Source organism: Thermococcus sp. LS1 (assembly GCF_012027395.1).
GTDB lineage: Archaea > Methanobacteriota_B > Thermococci > Thermococcales > Thermococcaceae > Thermococcus.
The window spans coordinates 762,770-778,930 of the sequence record NZ_SNUJ01000001.1 but is presented as its reverse complement, the minus strand read 5'-3'; the positions used below and the strand labels follow the sequence as shown (position 1 = coordinate 778,930).

The window sequence follows — 16,161 nt, the reverse complement described above, 5'->3', positions numbered from 1 at the left end:
ACATAACGCCACAGAACGCTGGATATCGTTGTCAATACATCGACGAGTACGCAAAGATCAAACGTTATAATAGATACCAAAATATGCGCAAAATCAAGAGAACAAGCGTTAAACACAGAGAAGTTGGAGTCAACGTACTCTAATTTGCAACTACAAAGGCCTCAAAGCTCAATCTTAATTCTAATGTGTTATCTCAAAAGTAAAAAGTAGTGAAAAATAAGAGAATCAGCCAAGAGCCGCCTGGACAGCCAGGTCAGCCCTCACTATTCCATAACCGTAGTAGATGTCCCAGCCGGGGTCACCGAGGTCGTCGGCCGTAACGTGGAGGATTCCCCTAACGGTGTTGGTGTCCATGTCCTCAAAGGTTCCAACCGGGAGAACCTTGCCGTACTTGTTGTAGTAGGCAGCCTGGATGAGAGCGACAACACCGCTGACGTGCGGGGTGGCCATCGAGGTTCCGCTGAGGGTCTCGTAGGTGTCGTCTGGATAGGTGCTGAGGATGTCAACACCTGGAGCGCTGACCTCAGGCTGGAGGTTGCTGAAGTAGGCTATGGCGTCGGTTGAGTCGGTGGCACCAACGGCGATGACCTCTGGGTAGATGGCCGGGTAGCTCGGCTGGTCGGCGGCCTCGTTACCGCTGGCGGCAACTATGACAACGCCGTAGTTGTAGGCCTGGATAATCATATCGTGGAGATACTCATCGTCGCTCGGGCCACCGAGGGACATGCTTATGACCTCGGCAGCGTCGTCATCCGGGTCACCAACGACTATTCCATCACCGTCAGCGTCAAGCACTCCGTCCGGACCAAGGAGGGCCTGCTCGATACCGATGGCGATGTCCGTGTAAGCACCGCTTCCCCTGTCGTCAAGAACCTTGATGGCGTAGATCTCAACGTTCGGGGCAACGCCGACGACTCCGATGTCGTTGTTGAGGGCAGCAATGGTTCCAATGACGTGGGTTCCGTGGCCGTTTCCATCATACCAGTCGGCAGGGTCAGTACTGACGACTCCTCCTATGGTGCTAACTCCCCAGACGATGTTGGCAGCTATGTCTGGGTGGTCCCAGTCGGCACCGGTGTCGAGGACTGCGACTTCAATAACACCATTGCTAGAGCCGTCGGTTATGCTCCAGGTCTCGGGAGCCATGACACGCTCAATTCCCCACGGAATCGTCTGGGCCGGCTGGGTCGGTTCGCTGATGAGCCACGGCGGACCACCCCTGTAAACCTGAGCCATGTGGTCGTACTCAACCTTGGTAACACCGTCGAGCTTAGCCAGCTTGCCAACGGCATTAGCCGGGATATCAATGACAACGGCATCAATCAGCTTGAACTCGTAGACGATTTTACCCCCGACTCCCTTGACGGCATCGGCCTTGAAGTGACCCCTGTCTATATGTGCGACAACCCTGACGGTCTCTGGCTTCTCAGCGACAGCGGGGACTGCAAAGATTGCCGCCAGAAGCAGCAGAGCCATCAAACCACTTATAGCCACTTTCCTGTCCATCTGCCAACACCCCAGTACATGTTTATGCACCCATACATGAAGGCATTTATACTTAAGTCTTTCGTAGATTACATATGGCATATCGCCATCAAATGTAAGAAAATCCTGTCATGTGATGTTTATGTACAGTAATATTTTGGCAAGTATACAAAATACAAGAATCTTCTCGGAATGTTCGAAATATTTTCAAAAATGCCTTATGGTGTCAGAGATGACAGCGTTAAACACAAAAAGGTTGGGAACCAGCTACCATCATGCTGTATTACGGAGGACTGAGGATAAAAATCCACCCTCAGGTCTACGAGCCAGCGGAGGACACGTTCCTCTTAGCCGAGAACTTAGCGGTTAAACATGGCGACGTTGCCCTCGACATGGGTGCCGGGACGGGCATAATAGCACTTCTGATGGCGAGGAAGGCAGAGTACGTCCTCGGTGTTGACGTAAATCCCCTCGCCGTTAAGCTGGCAAGGGAAAATGCGAGGCTCAACGGCATTGAAAACGTTGAGTTCATCCAGAGCGACCTCTTTGAGAGGGTTAATGGGGAGTTTGACGTCATCACCTTCAACGCGCCTTATCTGCCCGGCGAACCCGAGGAGCCGATAGACCTTGCACTGGTGGGGGGAGAAACCGGGAGGGAAGTTCTCGACAGGTTCATAGATGAAGTTGCCGATTACCTAAAGCCAGGTGGAATCGTTCAGATAGTTCAGAGCTCCATAACAGGAATAGAAGAGACTCTCAAGAGGCTGAAAGAAGTTGGCCTAAAGGGAGAAATAGCCGCTAAGAAGCATGTCTTTTTTGAGGACATAGTCCTGATAAACGCCCTGCTTGATGATTAGGCCAAATGGTGCCGTTTAACTTCAAACAGGAACTTAACCTTCGGCCTGTTCTCGACCTCGGGCTCTTCCTCGGGAAAGACCTCAAACTCCTCCGTTTTGAGCATTGAAATTGGTTTTACTCGCTCGAACATAGGCTTAACCTCGAACTTTTCCTTTTAAACTTTTCCCCGATTGACGAAGGGTTTTTCGACGATGAGATATGGGACAGCTTTGTTCCCAACACCTTTTTAAAAGTGTGTCTGAAGTGGAGTTAGGTGAGACTAATGGCGATAACGTTCAAGTCCAATCCAAACATGCCTGAGGAGATCGCGAGACTGTTCCAGAAGCAGCATTATGCTTTAGTGGGTCATCACAGCGCCGTCAAGCTCTGCCACTGGTTAAAGGAGAGCATAAAGCACGACAGGTTCTGCTACAAGCAGAAGTTCTACGGAATACACTCACACCGCTGTTTGCAGATGACCCCTGTTACCGCGTGGTGCACCCACAACTGCATCTTCTGTTGGCGTCCTATGGAAGGGTTCCTGGGCATTGAGCTTCCACAGCCATGGGACGACCCGGCGTTCATTGTTGAGGAGAGCATAAAAGCTCAAAGAAAGCTCCTCGTCGGCTACAAGGGCATGCCTGGAATAAACATGAAGAAGTTCGAGGAGGCCTGGAATCCGAAGCACGCCGCCATAAGCCTCTCCGGTGAGCCGATGCTCTATCCATACATGGGGGACCTCGTCGAAGAGTTCCACAAGCGCGGATTCACCACCTTTATAGTCACAAACGGAACCGCTCCGGAAAGACTCGAAGAGATGATTAAGGAGGACAAGCTTCCGACCCAGCTCTACGTCTCGCTCACCGCTCCAGACATAGAGACCTACAACCGCGTCAATGTCCCAATGATTCCCGACGGCTGGGAGAAAATCCTTAGAACGCTCGAGCTCATGAACGGCCTGCAGACGAGGACGGTGATAAGACTCACGCTCGTCAAGGGCGAGAACATGCATAATCCAGAGGGCTACGCAAAGCTCATAATGAAGGCCAAACCAATGTTCGTCGAGGCCAAAGCTTACATGTTCGTCGGCTTCTCGAGGAACAGACTCACGATAAACAATATGCCGCGCCACGAAGAAATTAAGGCCTTCGCCGAAGAGCTCGTCAGGCACCTGCCCGGCTACCACATCGAGGACGAGTACGAGCCGAGCCGTGTCGTTCTGATAATGCGGGACGATGTGGGCAAAACGGAACGCTTCATAAAGCACTGAGCTTTCTCTCCCCTTTTTATGGAAAAGGTTTATTTATTCTGGCCGCTTAGAATGAACTTAGGGGTGTAAGATGATGAAGAAAGTTCTGGCTTTGATGATGATTGTTTTCATGTTGATTCCAGCCGTTAGCGCCGGAACGATAGACGGCTCTGCAAAGTTTCTTGAAGACGCGGCCAAATCTACAAAGCAGACGAGGGAAATAAGCTTGGCAGTCATGGCATTATCCGAGGCTGCCAGCGACCTGGACGGGGGCATTGTCCCGGACATCTCAACCCTTTTGGAGACGCTTCTCGCATACCAGAACCCGGATGGGGGATGGGGTCTTTATCCAGGTGAGACAAGCAACGTCCTCGACACTGCCTATGCTGTCATAGCGCTGAAGAGAGCGTATCCCCATCTGGATACAATGACCAGACTCAAGGTAAGGCCTGCCATTCAGAGTGGAGTTTCATACCTTCTCTCTGCGAAGAACGAAAACGGCTGGGGCTACGTCCCTGGAACATCTGCCTCATGCTATCCAACGGTCATGGCCGTGTGGGCCCTTGGTGAGAGCGGATACACCTACAACAGCCAAACCGTCCGCGATGCGATTAAATATCTCGAAAACGCCTCCTGCGAGATCTCCGATTACGAAGCTCTAGCCCTTAAGCTCATCGCATATCACAGCACAGGATATCCCGTCGACAAAGAGACTATAGATGAGGTCAAGGATGTCCTCCTCAACGGCGATATAAATATGAAAGAGAGGGCAATACTCACATATGCCCTGGTTCTCCACACCCCACCCGATTTTGACACCGCGAGAATACTAATAAAGCTCGAATCTTACAGCAAAACATCCAACGACCTCGTTTATTGGATGAACACTCCGGATCTGTTCTCTTCTACCGAACTCATAGCGACAACATCCTTTGCCCTGATGGCGCTCTCCACGTCCTTTGAAGTACTTCCTCCAAGCGAGGTTAAAAACCCATACGAGATGCCCTGCCAAGCCCTGAAGAACATGCAGAACCCCGATGGAGGGTGGGGTCTTACTCTAAACTCCCCCTCCAACGAGAAGGCCACCTACTACGCACTTATAGCGATCAAGGAGTGCTATCCCGAGAGGGAGGCCATAGACAAGGCAGTGGCGTGGGCAAGAGAGGCATTCCAGAGGGATGCTCTCTGGATAGAGCAAAACGGCAGGATGTCCGTTGGCTACTATTACGCTCTCGAGATACTCCTCATGTACAATGATCTCACCGAGGAGGAGAAAGCTCAGGCAATAGAGCTCATACGCAACGCTCAGCTCGACTACGGCCTCTGGGGCAACACCGTCCTTGGGCCTCAGCCCTACGAGACCGCTCTGGCCGTTAAGGCCCTCCGCGATTTGGGCGTTCCTTCGGACGACCCGCTAATCCAGAAGGCTAAGGACTGGCTCCTGAGCATAACCAACGACGGTTGGGGAACCTACGTGACAACGAGGTACTTCGCCTACATGCTCAAGCCTGACGTCCTGACCACTCTCACAGTCCTTGAGGCCCTCGACGGAATAGCCACGCCCGAAGAACTTCAGCCCCACATTGAGTGGCTCATAGAGCAGAGGGTTGATGGCGGCTGGCCCTACTGGAAGACCTACTACGTCTGGGAGAAGAACAAAGAATTCCCGGGAACCCCGAGCGTCGAGCTCACCGTCAGGGCCACCGACTTACTCATCAAGTACGGTCACAACTACACCAATGAGACCCTCGACTTCGTGATGGAAGCCAGGGACAGCGGACTGATAGAGGACAAGACCATAGAGACAGCGAACGCTATACTCTACCTCTCGCGCTTCCAGTACGTACCGCCCGTTAACCTCTATGATGTCGAGAGAGCCCTTAACACCGATGTGTTCCAGATCATTGCACCCGGGATGGATCCGGAGAGCGTAAACGAGATAATAGCCACACTGAACGATCTCTTCAGCGGAGGCTTCATACCGACCAACTCGACGGTCATCGGAGAGGAGAGCTACATAGTGATGACAAACTTCGGCGACTACTGCATCAGAGACTACAACCCCTATATAAGGTTCTACATTGAGGATGGTACAGTTACTGTGGGCAACGTCACGGTTCCGACCGACAAAGCAGTGATCCTCATTCCCGGCAAGACTCCAAAGGGCGTCGTGTTCTTCATATTCTACGAACCAGAGAACGCAGAAATAGCGAAGGAGATATTCACCACCGGCTTCATTAGATACATAAGAGGAGAGGCAATGGTACTCCTCAGAGAGAATGGGAAGGTGCGCGTCATCGTAGTGGGGTGATTAAAAGGTGAGGGCTCTAATCATAGGGGTCGGCCAGTGCGGAACGAAGATAGCCGACCTCTTCGCCCTAGTTGATTTTGAGGCACTGGCGATAAACACCTCCCGGGGAGACCTGGATTACCTAAAACACATTCCTCACGAGAGAAGAATACTCATAGGAGAGGGCCTCACCGGTGGAAAGGGTGTCAACGCCAACCCACTACTTGGCAGAGAGGCAATGAAGCGCGATTTACCAATGGTAATGCGTAAGATAGGATCGATAATCGGCTACGAAGACATAGACGTATTCTTCTTAACTTTTGGCTTCGGCGGTGGAACTGGAGCCGGAGGAACACCAGTTCTGGCAGAGGCCCTGAAGGAGGAGTACCCCGATTCGCTCGTCGTGGCTATTGGAGCACTTCCACTCAAAGAAGAGGGCATAAGGCCGACCATAAACGCGGCCATAACTATAGACAAGCTCTCCAAGATAGCCGACTCCATCATAGCCATCGACAACAACAAGCTGAAAGAGAGCGGTGACGACATAACAAAGGCCTACGAGAGGATAAACTACACGATAGTCGAGCGCATAGCATCCCTGCTGGCACTTGTAGACGTTCCCGGCGAGCAGACGCTTGACGCGAGCGATCTGAAGTTCGTTCTCAAGGCCTTTGGAAGCTTTGCCACCATTGGTTATGCGAAAGCTGACGCTAACAAGGTCAAGAGCCTCTCAAGGCTCATAATGAAGTCCTTTGAGAACGAGGGGCTTTATCTGGATGCAAACATAGAGTCAGCGCTCTACGGCCTCGTTGCTATTCACGGACCGCCGGAGCTGCTCAAAGCTACGGAGATATTCGAGGCCCTCGATTACCTCACCAACAAGATACGAGGCAAGCAGATATTCCGCGGCTTCTATCCAGATCCGCGCGAGAGAGAGGTTGAAGTTGTAACCCTGCTGAGCGGCATCTACGAGAGCAAGAGCATCGAGGAGATAGTACTAACTGCCAAGCGCTACGCTCAGTCGTTCATAAAAGCCAAGGAAAAGGCTGAAGCTAAGAAGAAAGAGTTGCTGAGCGGTCTGCCCGACTTCGACGACATATATCCTGGTGATGGGGAATGACCGAGCCAATAAAGGACTCTGTCGAGGTCGCGCTGGAGCTCGACGAAAAGGAGGTTTACGCACACATAGCCCACGAAAGCGCCGAGGACATAATCAGGATAATCTCCTCTCTCGATGCCGAAAGGGCCAAGCTCCATGGAGAGGTCATCTATTACAGGGATGACTGGGACGACCTGATAAGAGAAAGAATAGCCAAGGGAAAGCGTCACACCGCCTTTGATTTCTACAATCCGGCGCTTCTGGACATCTGGGAAGAAAAGGTGAAGGAAATCAAGGGGATAAAGAAAAAGGAAAAAGCAGCATACGCCGTCGTAGGAGGCCTCATTGCAGCCACGGCAGCGGCCTCCCTGCTGCTAAAACAGCCCTACTTCATCCTCGGCCTCGCGATGCTGCCCGTGATTCTCTTCATCAGGGACTACACTAAAGAGAAGCTCGACCTGATTTACTACGAGCTCACCCAGTTCTTCATCGATGAGCTGACTGAACTTGTGGAGAAGCATTCCTTGCCCCCCGAAAGGTACAAGTTCAAGATATTCAGCGGCGATTATTTCGGAGTTGCAACCAGAAAAGTCGGAACGGGCCTTTTTGCGGTAGTAAAAGCTGAAAAATCCGAGAGTAACCATTAAATAGATGTTCACACCATATCAATACTGAGGGGAGAATGTATGATGAAAAAAGCGAGGCGTGGCCAGGTTTCACTGGAGTTTATGCTCATATTCGGTATAATGCTTATACTGTTACTTTACTCTGTGAACAACGTTACTTTCCGAGAAGGTTCAACTTCAACCGAAACTCTCCGTATTCAGGTAAGTCTTGAGGAGAAGAACCTCGCCAATGCCGTTTCCAACACGATAAGCCAAGTCTATGCCCAGGGACCCGGTGCCAAGTCCACCACCTACGTCAAGCTAACTTACCTGAAGGACTCCGGAATGCTTGAGAAGAGTCTGAACGTGGAGAATCCAAAGGTGTTCATAACCTACGGCAACTACAGCAGTGACGGCAACGGCACTTACGTCACTGTCACTGGCACGGGCTTTAACCTCGTTCTTAGTGGTGGAGATAAGAACATATTCTGGAGCAGGTCGATGTATCAGGCGGTGCTGTACGATAACCCGTCCATATGGTCCCCCCTGGGAAGCATCACTATTGGCGCGGATACCATTTACGGCCTGGAGATAGACCCCGATGACCTCCCCGCGACCCTGAAGATAGTCGTCGAGTGGAACCCCGACAATCCCAACAGCTGGACGTTTGATTCCACGAAGGGCGAGCTGAGAATAAACATTAATCCTGGTGACTGAACATGAAGAGGGGACAGATAAGCATTGACTTCCTCTTTGCGGTTACTCTGATAACCTTAACAATGGTTAACCTAGTTTATATTGCCAGTAGCGAGACAACCCACGCCGAGACCTTCAATGAGGCTGCAAAGCTCAAAGCATTCTCAATAGACATGAGAGATTCGGTTGTAAAAGTTTACGCCGCAGGAGATGGCTTCAGTGTGAGGAAAGAACTTCCCATGAACCTCGATTCAGGCGACAAAGTTACGATTACACTCGTACCATCCAACGATACCATCATGATAAACGCCACAATAGCTGGGAGAAAGTACCTCGTCATCCAGAACAGTCCCGTGCCAATTTACAGGGAGAGTTCAGTCACCCTCACAGAGGCGGATAGAGAATTCCAGATAGTGGCAACGTACAACGAGGCGGAGGGAAGGCTGTATGTCGGTATCTCGTCGTAGGGCTCAAACCGCGATTGAGACCCTCTTCATAGTCGCCATAATCCTCACGGGAATTCTGATAATAGTACCTCCCTACCTGAATGAGAACAGGGACACCTCACTGGTTGTTTACGTAAGGAACTCTGCATCCAGTGCCTGTGCATACATAAACACCGGGGTTATGATCAACGAAGCTGGCTACGCTCCCCTGAACGAAATAATAAAGGCCGACAACTACACTTACCACACATTCCAGCTCACCTCCATTAGCATGAACGAGCTGGATAGCAAGATACAGGTCAATATCATCATAACGTACTCGGGGAGTGCCGTCCCCGAAGCAACCCTGGAGGCCAACATAAAGCAGTACATAGTCAATGACCTTGCCTCAAACACAAACGTCCAGCTGAGCGGAGGCAAGCTGTATTTTGGTGGAGAAGAGGTTGAGATAAACGTGGATGTGGTGAGAAAATGAGGCGAGGTCAGCTGCTTTCCTTTGACGCGATGCTCTCATTGGTCATAGTTATACTCATACTGGGAATGATAATCAGCACATCCAGTGCGCTAAAAGATGATATAACTACCATGCTGGGCTGGTACGAAAGGGCCAATATCGGAGACAACATGCTCGATATCGTAGTGAAAAACCCCGGAACTCCAGGCAACTGGGAGAGCGACCCATCAAACCTTGTTTATCTAGGCCTCGAGAACAGCAGATATCCCAATACCATTGACTATCTAAAAATAGAGGCCTTGAACAAGGCTGTTAATGATAATGACCCAACGATTAGGAGTGCCCTTGCCAATTTGAGCATGGGTAAGGATTTCACGCTTGGATTTTACCTGACTAGGGTTGAGATTATCGGCAACGTTACCGTTATACCCCCACAAATAGAAGGTTCAGTCGAGCTGACTGAGGGGAGGCATTTCTCACTCACTACCAGACCTGGCTACGCATATGGACTCTCAATAGTGGTCCCGTGGGCTTCACCCCTGAGAGAGGACTTCCCCGGTGTTGGGAATATCCAGTACGTTATGAACATGAGTGCCGGAGAGATATTCACCTTCAAGATTACCGAGGATGTCAATGTGGTGTACTCTATACCAGCAGGGCAGGCAGCTGGAGGACCAAAAGAAATAGTCACGATCCCGGCGGGTTCAACTGTATACGTGCGGGTTGATTCAGGATGGCTTCCAATTGGATGGACCCCCCTCGAGAATGGTGGGTACCAGCTATGGCTACCCTACCACAGAGAGGGCCTGGAAGTTTCCACCACGTGGGACGGTGTTATCTGGTGGGGACAGCAGGGTGGAGTTTACTCAACCAACCTTACCATAAGGTACATCTATGCTACCAAGGTCGTTGACGCTGACTATAACATGACGATGATAAACGGCACCTTTGTGGAAGATTCCAGCATAATCCGGACCTCAATGAACCGTTCTCCGTGGATAACCTACACCGAGAGAAGGGTTCCGATGACCAAGATGATATACAACAGAAGCTACACAGTGACACCAAATGGTCTACCAAAAGAGCTCTATGTTGGAAGTATTTACACCCCGATTCCCGACTATATGGCCCTCAAGGTAGGGTTCAACGATACCGGCTACATTGTCATGGTGGCATGGATGAGGGGAACGAACATCTCGGGCTATTCTGTCTTGGCCGCCTACAAAGCCTCTGTCGATTCCAACATACAGCTCATTATCAATCAGACCATCAATGGGAAGACATACGTTAAGTCCTACACCTCCGGAAGTCCGGATTACGTGATAGTCCAGTGGAAGGAGTTCCTTACCCAGATAAAACAGGGCGAGAGCCTAGACATCTACGTTTGGGTGTACGAGATGAGAGACATTGACCAAGTTGAGATAACGGATCTGAATGGAATCAAGACAATAATGAAGCCTCAGGCGAGCCTCGCTGTGTTAAAGCTGTGGGTGTGGGATGACTCATGAAGAGACGGGGCTTTATATTCACACTTGACGCAATACTTGCGCTCCTGCTCGTAACAATGTTTGTAGTTAGTATAAGCCAGATTAACACAAGTGCCCAAGTTTACTCCACATATATGCGCTCCCAATCCAAATATGTAGCAGAAGATACCCTGACCATGTTCAGAACCCTTCCCCTTAGGGAGCTCGTTCCACCCGAGAAGCTCGAAGAGTGGATAAGCGATGGGACTCTCAACACAACGCTTGTAACTCCAGATATGTCCCCGATTGACATTGTGGCAACGTACTGGGCAACCGCCCCGGTTTTTCCGGAGGCAAATCTCAAGCACAAAGCGGAGGTAATAATGGGCTACGTCCTCAACAACACCTTAACGGACTACAACTATGAACTCATGATAAACAACTACACAAGCCCATATCTAAGAAAGACTGGAGCCAACTATTCAACGGCCTCGGACGTGACCCCTGCAACACTCATACTGAGCGGCTACGCCTACAACCAGACCCCAAGGGGATACATGGCGAGGGCGTTTCTCAACAAGCTAGGAAGCAAGGAAAACACCTACACAGCCAGGGGAGGATACATATATGCAAGAACGGATAACCAAGATGACGCCGTCATAATAAAATACATAATTCCCGCGGATGCTATTCCAAAGGATGCCGAAATTCAGGAAATAACTTGGTTCCTTGAGCCGGCATGGGTCGGTTCTAACTATGAGGTCTATCTTAATGGCCAACTCATATGGTCAGGGTACGTTGACAACAACGAAAAGCTCGTGGATACTGACCCATCCGGAGGACTGGAGTTAATAGAGAACTTCAAACCCGGGGAGACCAACGTATTCGAAGTAAGGGTCTACAAGAGCGGATACGATGGCGGTGAAGACGGTGCCCAATACATTAAGATAAAGTATACCACATCAATTCCCTCCACGCTTAAATTTAACGACAGGTTCTATTTCGAGGACGTTACGGCCAAACACGGAATAACAGCGTGGAAATATCTCTTCATCCCTGGAAAACTTAATGCCCTTAGTATTCAGATCGCCGTTGGAAACGTTTCCGCTCAGACTCCAGTCTCATTATCGTTCATGTTCAACGAAGAAATACCTATACCTCTAAGCGCACCGTGCCAGTATAACGCCACCACGATGACGAAGGTGTGCTACTGGGACAACACCACCATAGCAACTGCCCTTGAAAACGCTGGGTACAACTATACCCACATCTCAAGCAGATATACCACGATAATAGTCAGGGCAGGCGATGAGAATACTGAGTACGTTCCAAACATCCACCTCATAGGCAATGAATCCTTTGTTTATGCGGACTACACACCCGGCGTGCTGCTCACTTCTTACACCATCGACATAACCGAACCGATAACGCTTCCGAATCTGGATTGGAGCAGGTATATAACAATCAGCTTCGATGTTCCCCAGGGTGTTACCCCCCTCTGGGTAAAGTTCCAGTTTCCGTGGCTATACTACACGAACTACGGCCAGCCGGATCAGTCTATCAGGATTGACAATCCATTGATAGATCCCACATACATCTACCAGCATCCCCCCAATCCGTTCATATACGCACTCGCAAGGATTGGATACACAAGAAACAGCTATGACTATGAATACCACCCTCTCCCAAATGCAATAGCCCCTGGAATCAACACCCTAACGATAAGCCTTGGGGAGGGATACTACCTCCAGCCAAGCAATGGAGACGGAGAACTAACCTACGTTATTCAGGGTTTTGCTGGATACGGTAACGTCTTCCCAGAACTCCTGAGGAGCGGCTGTTCCGGATACAACATCACCTACTACTGGACCGGAGACAGCTCTCCGCATTACGTTACCGCAGGAGATGCCCCATACTGTGATGTCACCGCCCAGGATCTCCTCGATGGAATGGAGCGATACGCCGTTGACGACGCGATAATAAGGCTCTTCCGCAATCTCGGCGGCGATGGAACCCAGACTAACCCGATACTGATAAAGCTGCCCCCAACTGTCAACATAGTCTTCGTTTCCATGGGCAACATTCCGGGTCTCTTTGAACCGATAACAATAACCCTAAGGATCTGGAGGGAAGACTGATGAGAAAGCGGCGCGCATTCGTTCTTAACTCCACCGTTATCCTTCTTCTAATCCCCCTTATGCTTCTTCTCGCGACGTATGAGGACGTATCATCACAGATAATCATCTCCCAGAGCGAGAGGATACAGATTGAAAAAACTTACAGGATAGTATCCTACGTTGAGATGGACTTCCAGAGAACTCTCGAGATATCCGGAAAGAGGGCTATAGTCACGATAGTCGACTACATAGCAAACACGCGTGACTTTCTAGACCCAAATAACCCCGACAACATGGCGAACGCGACCATACGTGACCTTGTCCTTTTCGGAGAGGCCAATGAGATAGCGAAAAACTACTCTGATAAGCTCATGAAGGATCAGACCATCATTGGATGGCTCGGCAACATGTCAGCAGAGCTCCAGAAGCAGGGATACGACTTTAAGATAGCGAATATTAGCGTCTCCCAGATAAGAGCCATGAGCTCTGCCGAGCGGGCTGATTTCCTGAGGCAGAATGTTGAGCTGGTCGTTGCTCCCCTCGATTCATTCAGGATTGTGATAAAGGCCAAGATAAACGATGTGACCATATCCGATTCGGCAGGGAAGGTTGTTTACACCGGCCCGATACCCAGGGAAGGATACGTGTACTCAATAATCACACTGGAAAACCTCGAGGACCCGCTCTTCTCAGCATTAACCTACGGAAGATACTACCGCTCGATAGAGCCGTGTGAGTACACCTTCCCGGAGCTCATAGAAAGGCCCGTAAAGGTTCTTTACGGTAACGGAAGCAGCGATACCGACCACGTTCTGGGCAAATATTCTTCCGTAACCTGGAGCGAGGGATTCATATTCTTCGGTGAGTACTATCCCGGGGATGGCGCCACCGGATATGTGCTGCGCACGGGGGATATTAACAAAATTACCGCGCCAGTAATAGTAAACACAACCCTAAAGGGGGTTCCTCTCTCACCTAGGCTAGTGTTCAAGGACAACGATATCGGAGTCCTAGTTTTTGGGGATATCGGATCATCAGTTCACTGGTGCAGTCTGAACTACAAATGGAGGGTCAACATCACCATACCCCAGTTCCCCGATGGCAGCCTTGTGTTACTTAAACTTCCCACTAGTATCTTCCCCAACATCTATCACACCGACGAAGAAGCCTCGATGATGATATACGAGAAGTCCGACACAGCCTGCGTTCAGGTTCCGTTCTGGATAGAGTACTGGGGCCCGACATATGTTTGGGTGTGGATCAAGGCAAGCGGTACAGATTACACCATCTACTTCACAGACGATCCCGCATACGCAACGGACGGCTACAATAAGGAGTACCTGTTCTGGCTCATAGATACCTTTGATGGAACGAGCATCAACCCCGTGCTTTGGAACGATCTCGCGGACGCTTACCTCGATGGGAACGGTCACCTCGTAGTTCCAGGGGGAACAGAGAAGCTTGCCCTCCAGACGGCAGAGGCGATAGACGGGACATTCTTCGTAAGGTTCAGAATGAAACCGGAATATACCAGTCTCGACTTTGACGGTGGAGTTGAGCTGGAGTTTAACTACACAGAGTACCAGCAGACTGGAGACTACCTAAAGGTCGTGATAAACTACGAAGGACCCCAGTTATATGACATCACGAACATCCAAATCCCGATAAGGTTAAGTGCCGCGAATATAAGCGGCATAAACTACGACCCAACGACAAATATGGCAAATATATCCGTGTATTCGGACGAGAGCTTCCAGAATCCACTGCCATTCTGGATAGAGTACTGGAACTCAAACGGGGCGCAGGTATGGGTAAAGGCCAACCTCACTTACATTGGTAGAGGATGGAGCATAACAGGATGGATTTACTACTACACCACTACCGTGTACATCAGGTACAACACCGGCACGCTCACAAGGGGAGATGGAAGCAAAGTCTTCGAGTTCTTCGACGATTTCAGCGGAACCACTCTGGACACCGCAAAGTGGCACACATCAGGAAACCCCAGCGTTAGCAATGGCCTCTTGTACCTGCCAGCTGAGAGCTGGATATGGACAGTTGAGACATTCCCGAACACATACATCCTAGACTTCCGCGCAAAGTTAGTGGATAATCCTGGAATAATGTGGAACATAAACCCCACCTCTGGATGGGGGCGCATAGAGGACATCAACTACTATGGAGATCAGCTCGGATACCTCTGGAACTTCAATGTACTAAACGGAGAATGGTACGGATGGTACGACAACGGAATCTCCGAGTACACGATGAACTCGTTCAACAACATTGAAGTACGCATCACGCCCACTTCGACGAAGATATACCAGTTCAGTGACTGGCTAAACAAGGAACTGAAGAGCTTCTACACATTTAACAGATGGAATGGATACAACCTGGCCAACCGCGCCCTCGGCCTCGAGCAGTGGACCAACGGACCTAGCGAGTATGACTGGATCTTTGTCCGCAAGTATCTGGCGGATGAATACCTCAGCTATACAACAACAAGGGTCTCAGGAAGTACCCAGACCATCATGGAAGAGGACACTCTTCAATTCATAGATGACAACCCATCCTACGAGGATCACGGAGGAGACACCCTTGCCCTTCTGGAGAACTGGGGGAACAGCTTAATATCCGGCAGTACCTCGGTGCTATCCGACTATCACAGATACCAGGTTGTGTTCAGGCCAGGAGCTACCAACATAGAGCTCAGCTTTGAAGACATCGATAGCACCGCCAGGAGCGTATCCTACACTCTGGACAAGCAGGTGAGTTCTCCAGTTAAAGTGGGGATAGTCATAGACAGTCAGGGCAGCATTCTCAACACAGCATACTTCGACTGGATAGTTATCGGCAGGATGCCCTACTACACTGTGGATCCCATAGATGTGGGAAGCAGCGGAATCGAATCCGCTCCAGAGACCGAGGGAGCATACGACGCCCGCGCCTACGACCTCCAGCCATTGATATCCTGTATAATCGGCCAGAGGTACTTTGGAACATACGAGGGAGTGTCCTTCTTTGAGCGCCTTGAAAACAGTGTAACCAATCACGACCGCTACTTCCAGCTAGCAAAGAAGATGCAGGATGAACTCGGAATAAAATACGGCGATGAGTACTATCCCATCGGGCTGGTCAGCTTTATGGTTCCAAACGCAGACTACGACCAGAAGCTCTTTGACCTCTTCAACAACTTTGGAATACTCGTAGAAGAGGGACAAAGTAGCGTGGACTACTACTTCCTCAACTACTACTTTGGAAGGATAGCTAAAAAGACAGGCTACCGCGTCTGGGGCATTTCATACGGCACCAGCGCTCTTACAGGAGACCTGAGCGTGGTGCCTTTCTTCATTGACAATGAAACCGCCACCGCCATACTGGGACCGACGGGTGCACAAGACCTACTAAAGAGGTGAA

At 50.3% G+C, this 16,161-nt stretch carries 13 protein-coding genes; 11 read left to right on the top strand and 2 right to left on the bottom strand.

The window, feature by feature from the left end; translation table 11 throughout:
• Window positions 1-225: 225 nt before the first annotated feature.
• A complete protein-coding gene (locus E3E26_RS04080; RefSeq protein WP_167899998.1) occupies window positions 226-1,506 on the bottom strand; it encodes a S8 family peptidase in 1,281 nt (426 codons plus the stop codon).
• A gap of 254 nt (window positions 1,507-1,760) precedes the next feature.
• Here E3E26_RS04080 and E3E26_RS04075 point away from each other — a divergent pair, with 254 nt between their 5' ends.
• Window positions 1,761-2,342, top strand: a complete 582-nt coding sequence (locus E3E26_RS04075) for a HemK2/MTQ2 family protein methyltransferase (protein ID WP_167899997.1) — start codon at window positions 1,761-1,763, stop codon at window positions 2,340-2,342.
• On the opposite strand, the gene E3E26_RS11250 is transcribed toward E3E26_RS04075, so the two are convergent.
• Window positions 2,339-2,473, bottom strand: coding sequence for a hypothetical protein (locus E3E26_RS11250; protein ID WP_255453696.1), 135 nt, complete (start codon window positions 2,471-2,473; stop codon window positions 2,339-2,341). The genes E3E26_RS04075 and E3E26_RS11250 overlap by 4 nt on opposite strands.
• Before the next feature lie 132 nt (window positions 2,474-2,605).
• Between E3E26_RS11250 and twy1 the strand changes: the two genes are divergently transcribed.
• The 10 genes from twy1 to E3E26_RS04025 all read left to right on the top strand — a co-directional run bounded on the left by twy1 (window position 2,606) and on the right by E3E26_RS04025 (window position 16,160).
• On the top strand, window positions 2,606-3,592 hold the full coding sequence (gene twy1 / locus E3E26_RS04070) for a 4-demethylwyosine synthase TYW1 (protein WP_167900160.1): 987 nt from the start codon (window positions 2,606-2,608) through the stop codon (window positions 3,590-3,592).
• Between the two features lie 73 nt (window positions 3,593-3,665).
• Complete coding sequence (locus E3E26_RS04065) at window positions 3,666-5,882, top strand: terpene cyclase/mutase family protein (protein WP_240911639.1); 2,217 nt, start codon at window positions 3,666-3,668, stop codon at window positions 5,880-5,882.
• Window positions 5,883-5,889: 7 nt separating this feature from the next.
• On the top strand, window positions 5,890-6,981 hold the full coding sequence (locus E3E26_RS04060) for a cell division protein FtsZ (protein WP_167899995.1): 1,092 nt from the start codon (window positions 5,890-5,892) through the stop codon (window positions 6,979-6,981).
• Window positions 6,978-7,607 (top strand): hypothetical protein, encoded by a 630-nt coding sequence (locus E3E26_RS04055; protein WP_167899994.1) that lies wholly within the window; start codon window positions 6,978-6,980, stop codon window positions 7,605-7,607. The genes E3E26_RS04060 and E3E26_RS04055 overlap by 4 nt, the downstream gene beginning before the upstream one ends.
• 39 nt (window positions 7,608-7,646) lie before the next feature.
• Window positions 7,647-8,282, top strand: coding sequence for a class III signal peptide-containing protein (locus E3E26_RS04050; protein WP_167899993.1), 636 nt, complete (start codon window positions 7,647-7,649; stop codon window positions 8,280-8,282).
• A 2-nt stretch (window positions 8,283-8,284) separates the two neighbouring features.
• Window positions 8,285-8,728 carry a hypothetical protein gene (locus tag E3E26_RS04045; RefSeq protein WP_167899992.1) on the top strand — a complete coding sequence of 148 codons (444 nt, stop codon included), beginning with the start codon at window positions 8,285-8,287 and terminating at the stop codon, window positions 8,726-8,728.
• Window positions 8,709-9,182, top strand: a complete 474-nt coding sequence (locus tag E3E26_RS04040) for a hypothetical protein (protein WP_167899991.1) — start codon at window positions 8,709-8,711, stop codon at window positions 9,180-9,182. The genes E3E26_RS04045 and E3E26_RS04040 overlap by 20 nt, the downstream gene beginning before the upstream one ends.
• Window positions 9,179-10,669 carry a hypothetical protein gene (locus E3E26_RS04035; protein WP_167899990.1) on the top strand — a complete coding sequence of 497 codons (1,491 nt, stop codon included), beginning with the start codon at window positions 9,179-9,181 and terminating at the stop codon, window positions 10,667-10,669. The genes E3E26_RS04040 and E3E26_RS04035 overlap by 4 nt, the downstream gene beginning before the upstream one ends.
• Window positions 10,666-12,765 (top strand): hydrolase, encoded by a 2,100-nt coding sequence (locus E3E26_RS04030; protein ID WP_167899989.1) that lies wholly within the window; start codon window positions 10,666-10,668, stop codon window positions 12,763-12,765. Before E3E26_RS04035 ends, E3E26_RS04030 begins: the two co-directional genes overlap by 4 nt.
• On the top strand, window positions 12,765-16,160 hold the full coding sequence (locus E3E26_RS04025; protein ID WP_167899988.1) for a DUF2341 domain-containing protein: 3,396 nt from the start codon (window positions 12,765-12,767) through the stop codon (window positions 16,158-16,160). Before E3E26_RS04030 ends, E3E26_RS04025 begins: the two co-directional genes overlap by 1 nt.
• Window position 16,161: the final 1 nt, after the last annotated feature.

Bases quoted from the DNA above. Each gene is read 5' to 3' on its own strand.
- E3E26_RS04045 (WP_167899992.1), top strand. From the start codon at position 8,285: ATGAAGAGGGGACAGATAAGCATTGACTTCCTCTTTGCGGTTACTCTG.
- E3E26_RS04035 (WP_167899990.1), top strand. From the start codon at position 9,179: ATGAGGCGAGGTCAGCTGCTTTCCTTTGACGCGATGCTCTCATTGGTC.
- twy1 (WP_167900160.1), top strand. From the start codon at position 2,606: ATGGCGATAACGTTCAAGTCCAATCCAAACATGCCTGAGGAGATCGCG.
- E3E26_RS11250 (WP_255453696.1), bottom strand. From the start codon at position 2,473: ATGTTCGAGCGAGTAAAACCAATTTCAATGCTCAAAACGGAGGAGTTT.
- E3E26_RS04030 (WP_167899989.1), top strand. From the start codon at position 10,666: ATGAAGAGACGGGGCTTTATATTCACACTTGACGCAATACTTGCGCTC.
- E3E26_RS04025 (WP_167899988.1), top strand. From the start codon at position 12,765: ATGAGAAAGCGGCGCGCATTCGTTCTTAACTCCACCGTTATCCTTCTT.
- E3E26_RS04055 (WP_167899994.1), top strand. From the start codon at position 6,978: ATGACCGAGCCAATAAAGGACTCTGTCGAGGTCGCGCTGGAGCTCGAC.
- E3E26_RS04050 (WP_167899993.1), top strand. From the start codon at position 7,647: ATGATGAAAAAAGCGAGGCGTGGCCAGGTTTCACTGGAGTTTATGCTC.
- E3E26_RS04065 (WP_240911639.1), top strand. From the start codon at position 3,666: ATGAAGAAAGTTCTGGCTTTGATGATGATTGTTTTCATGTTGATTCCA.
- E3E26_RS04040 (WP_167899991.1), top strand. From the start codon at position 8,709: ATGTCGGTATCTCGTCGTAGGGCTCAAACCGCGATTGAGACCCTCTTC.
- E3E26_RS04080 (WP_167899998.1), bottom strand. From the start codon at position 1,506: ATGGACAGGAAAGTGGCTATAAGTGGTTTGATGGCTCTGCTGCTTCTG.
- E3E26_RS04075 (WP_167899997.1), top strand. From the start codon at position 1,761: ATGCTGTATTACGGAGGACTGAGGATAAAAATCCACCCTCAGGTCTAC.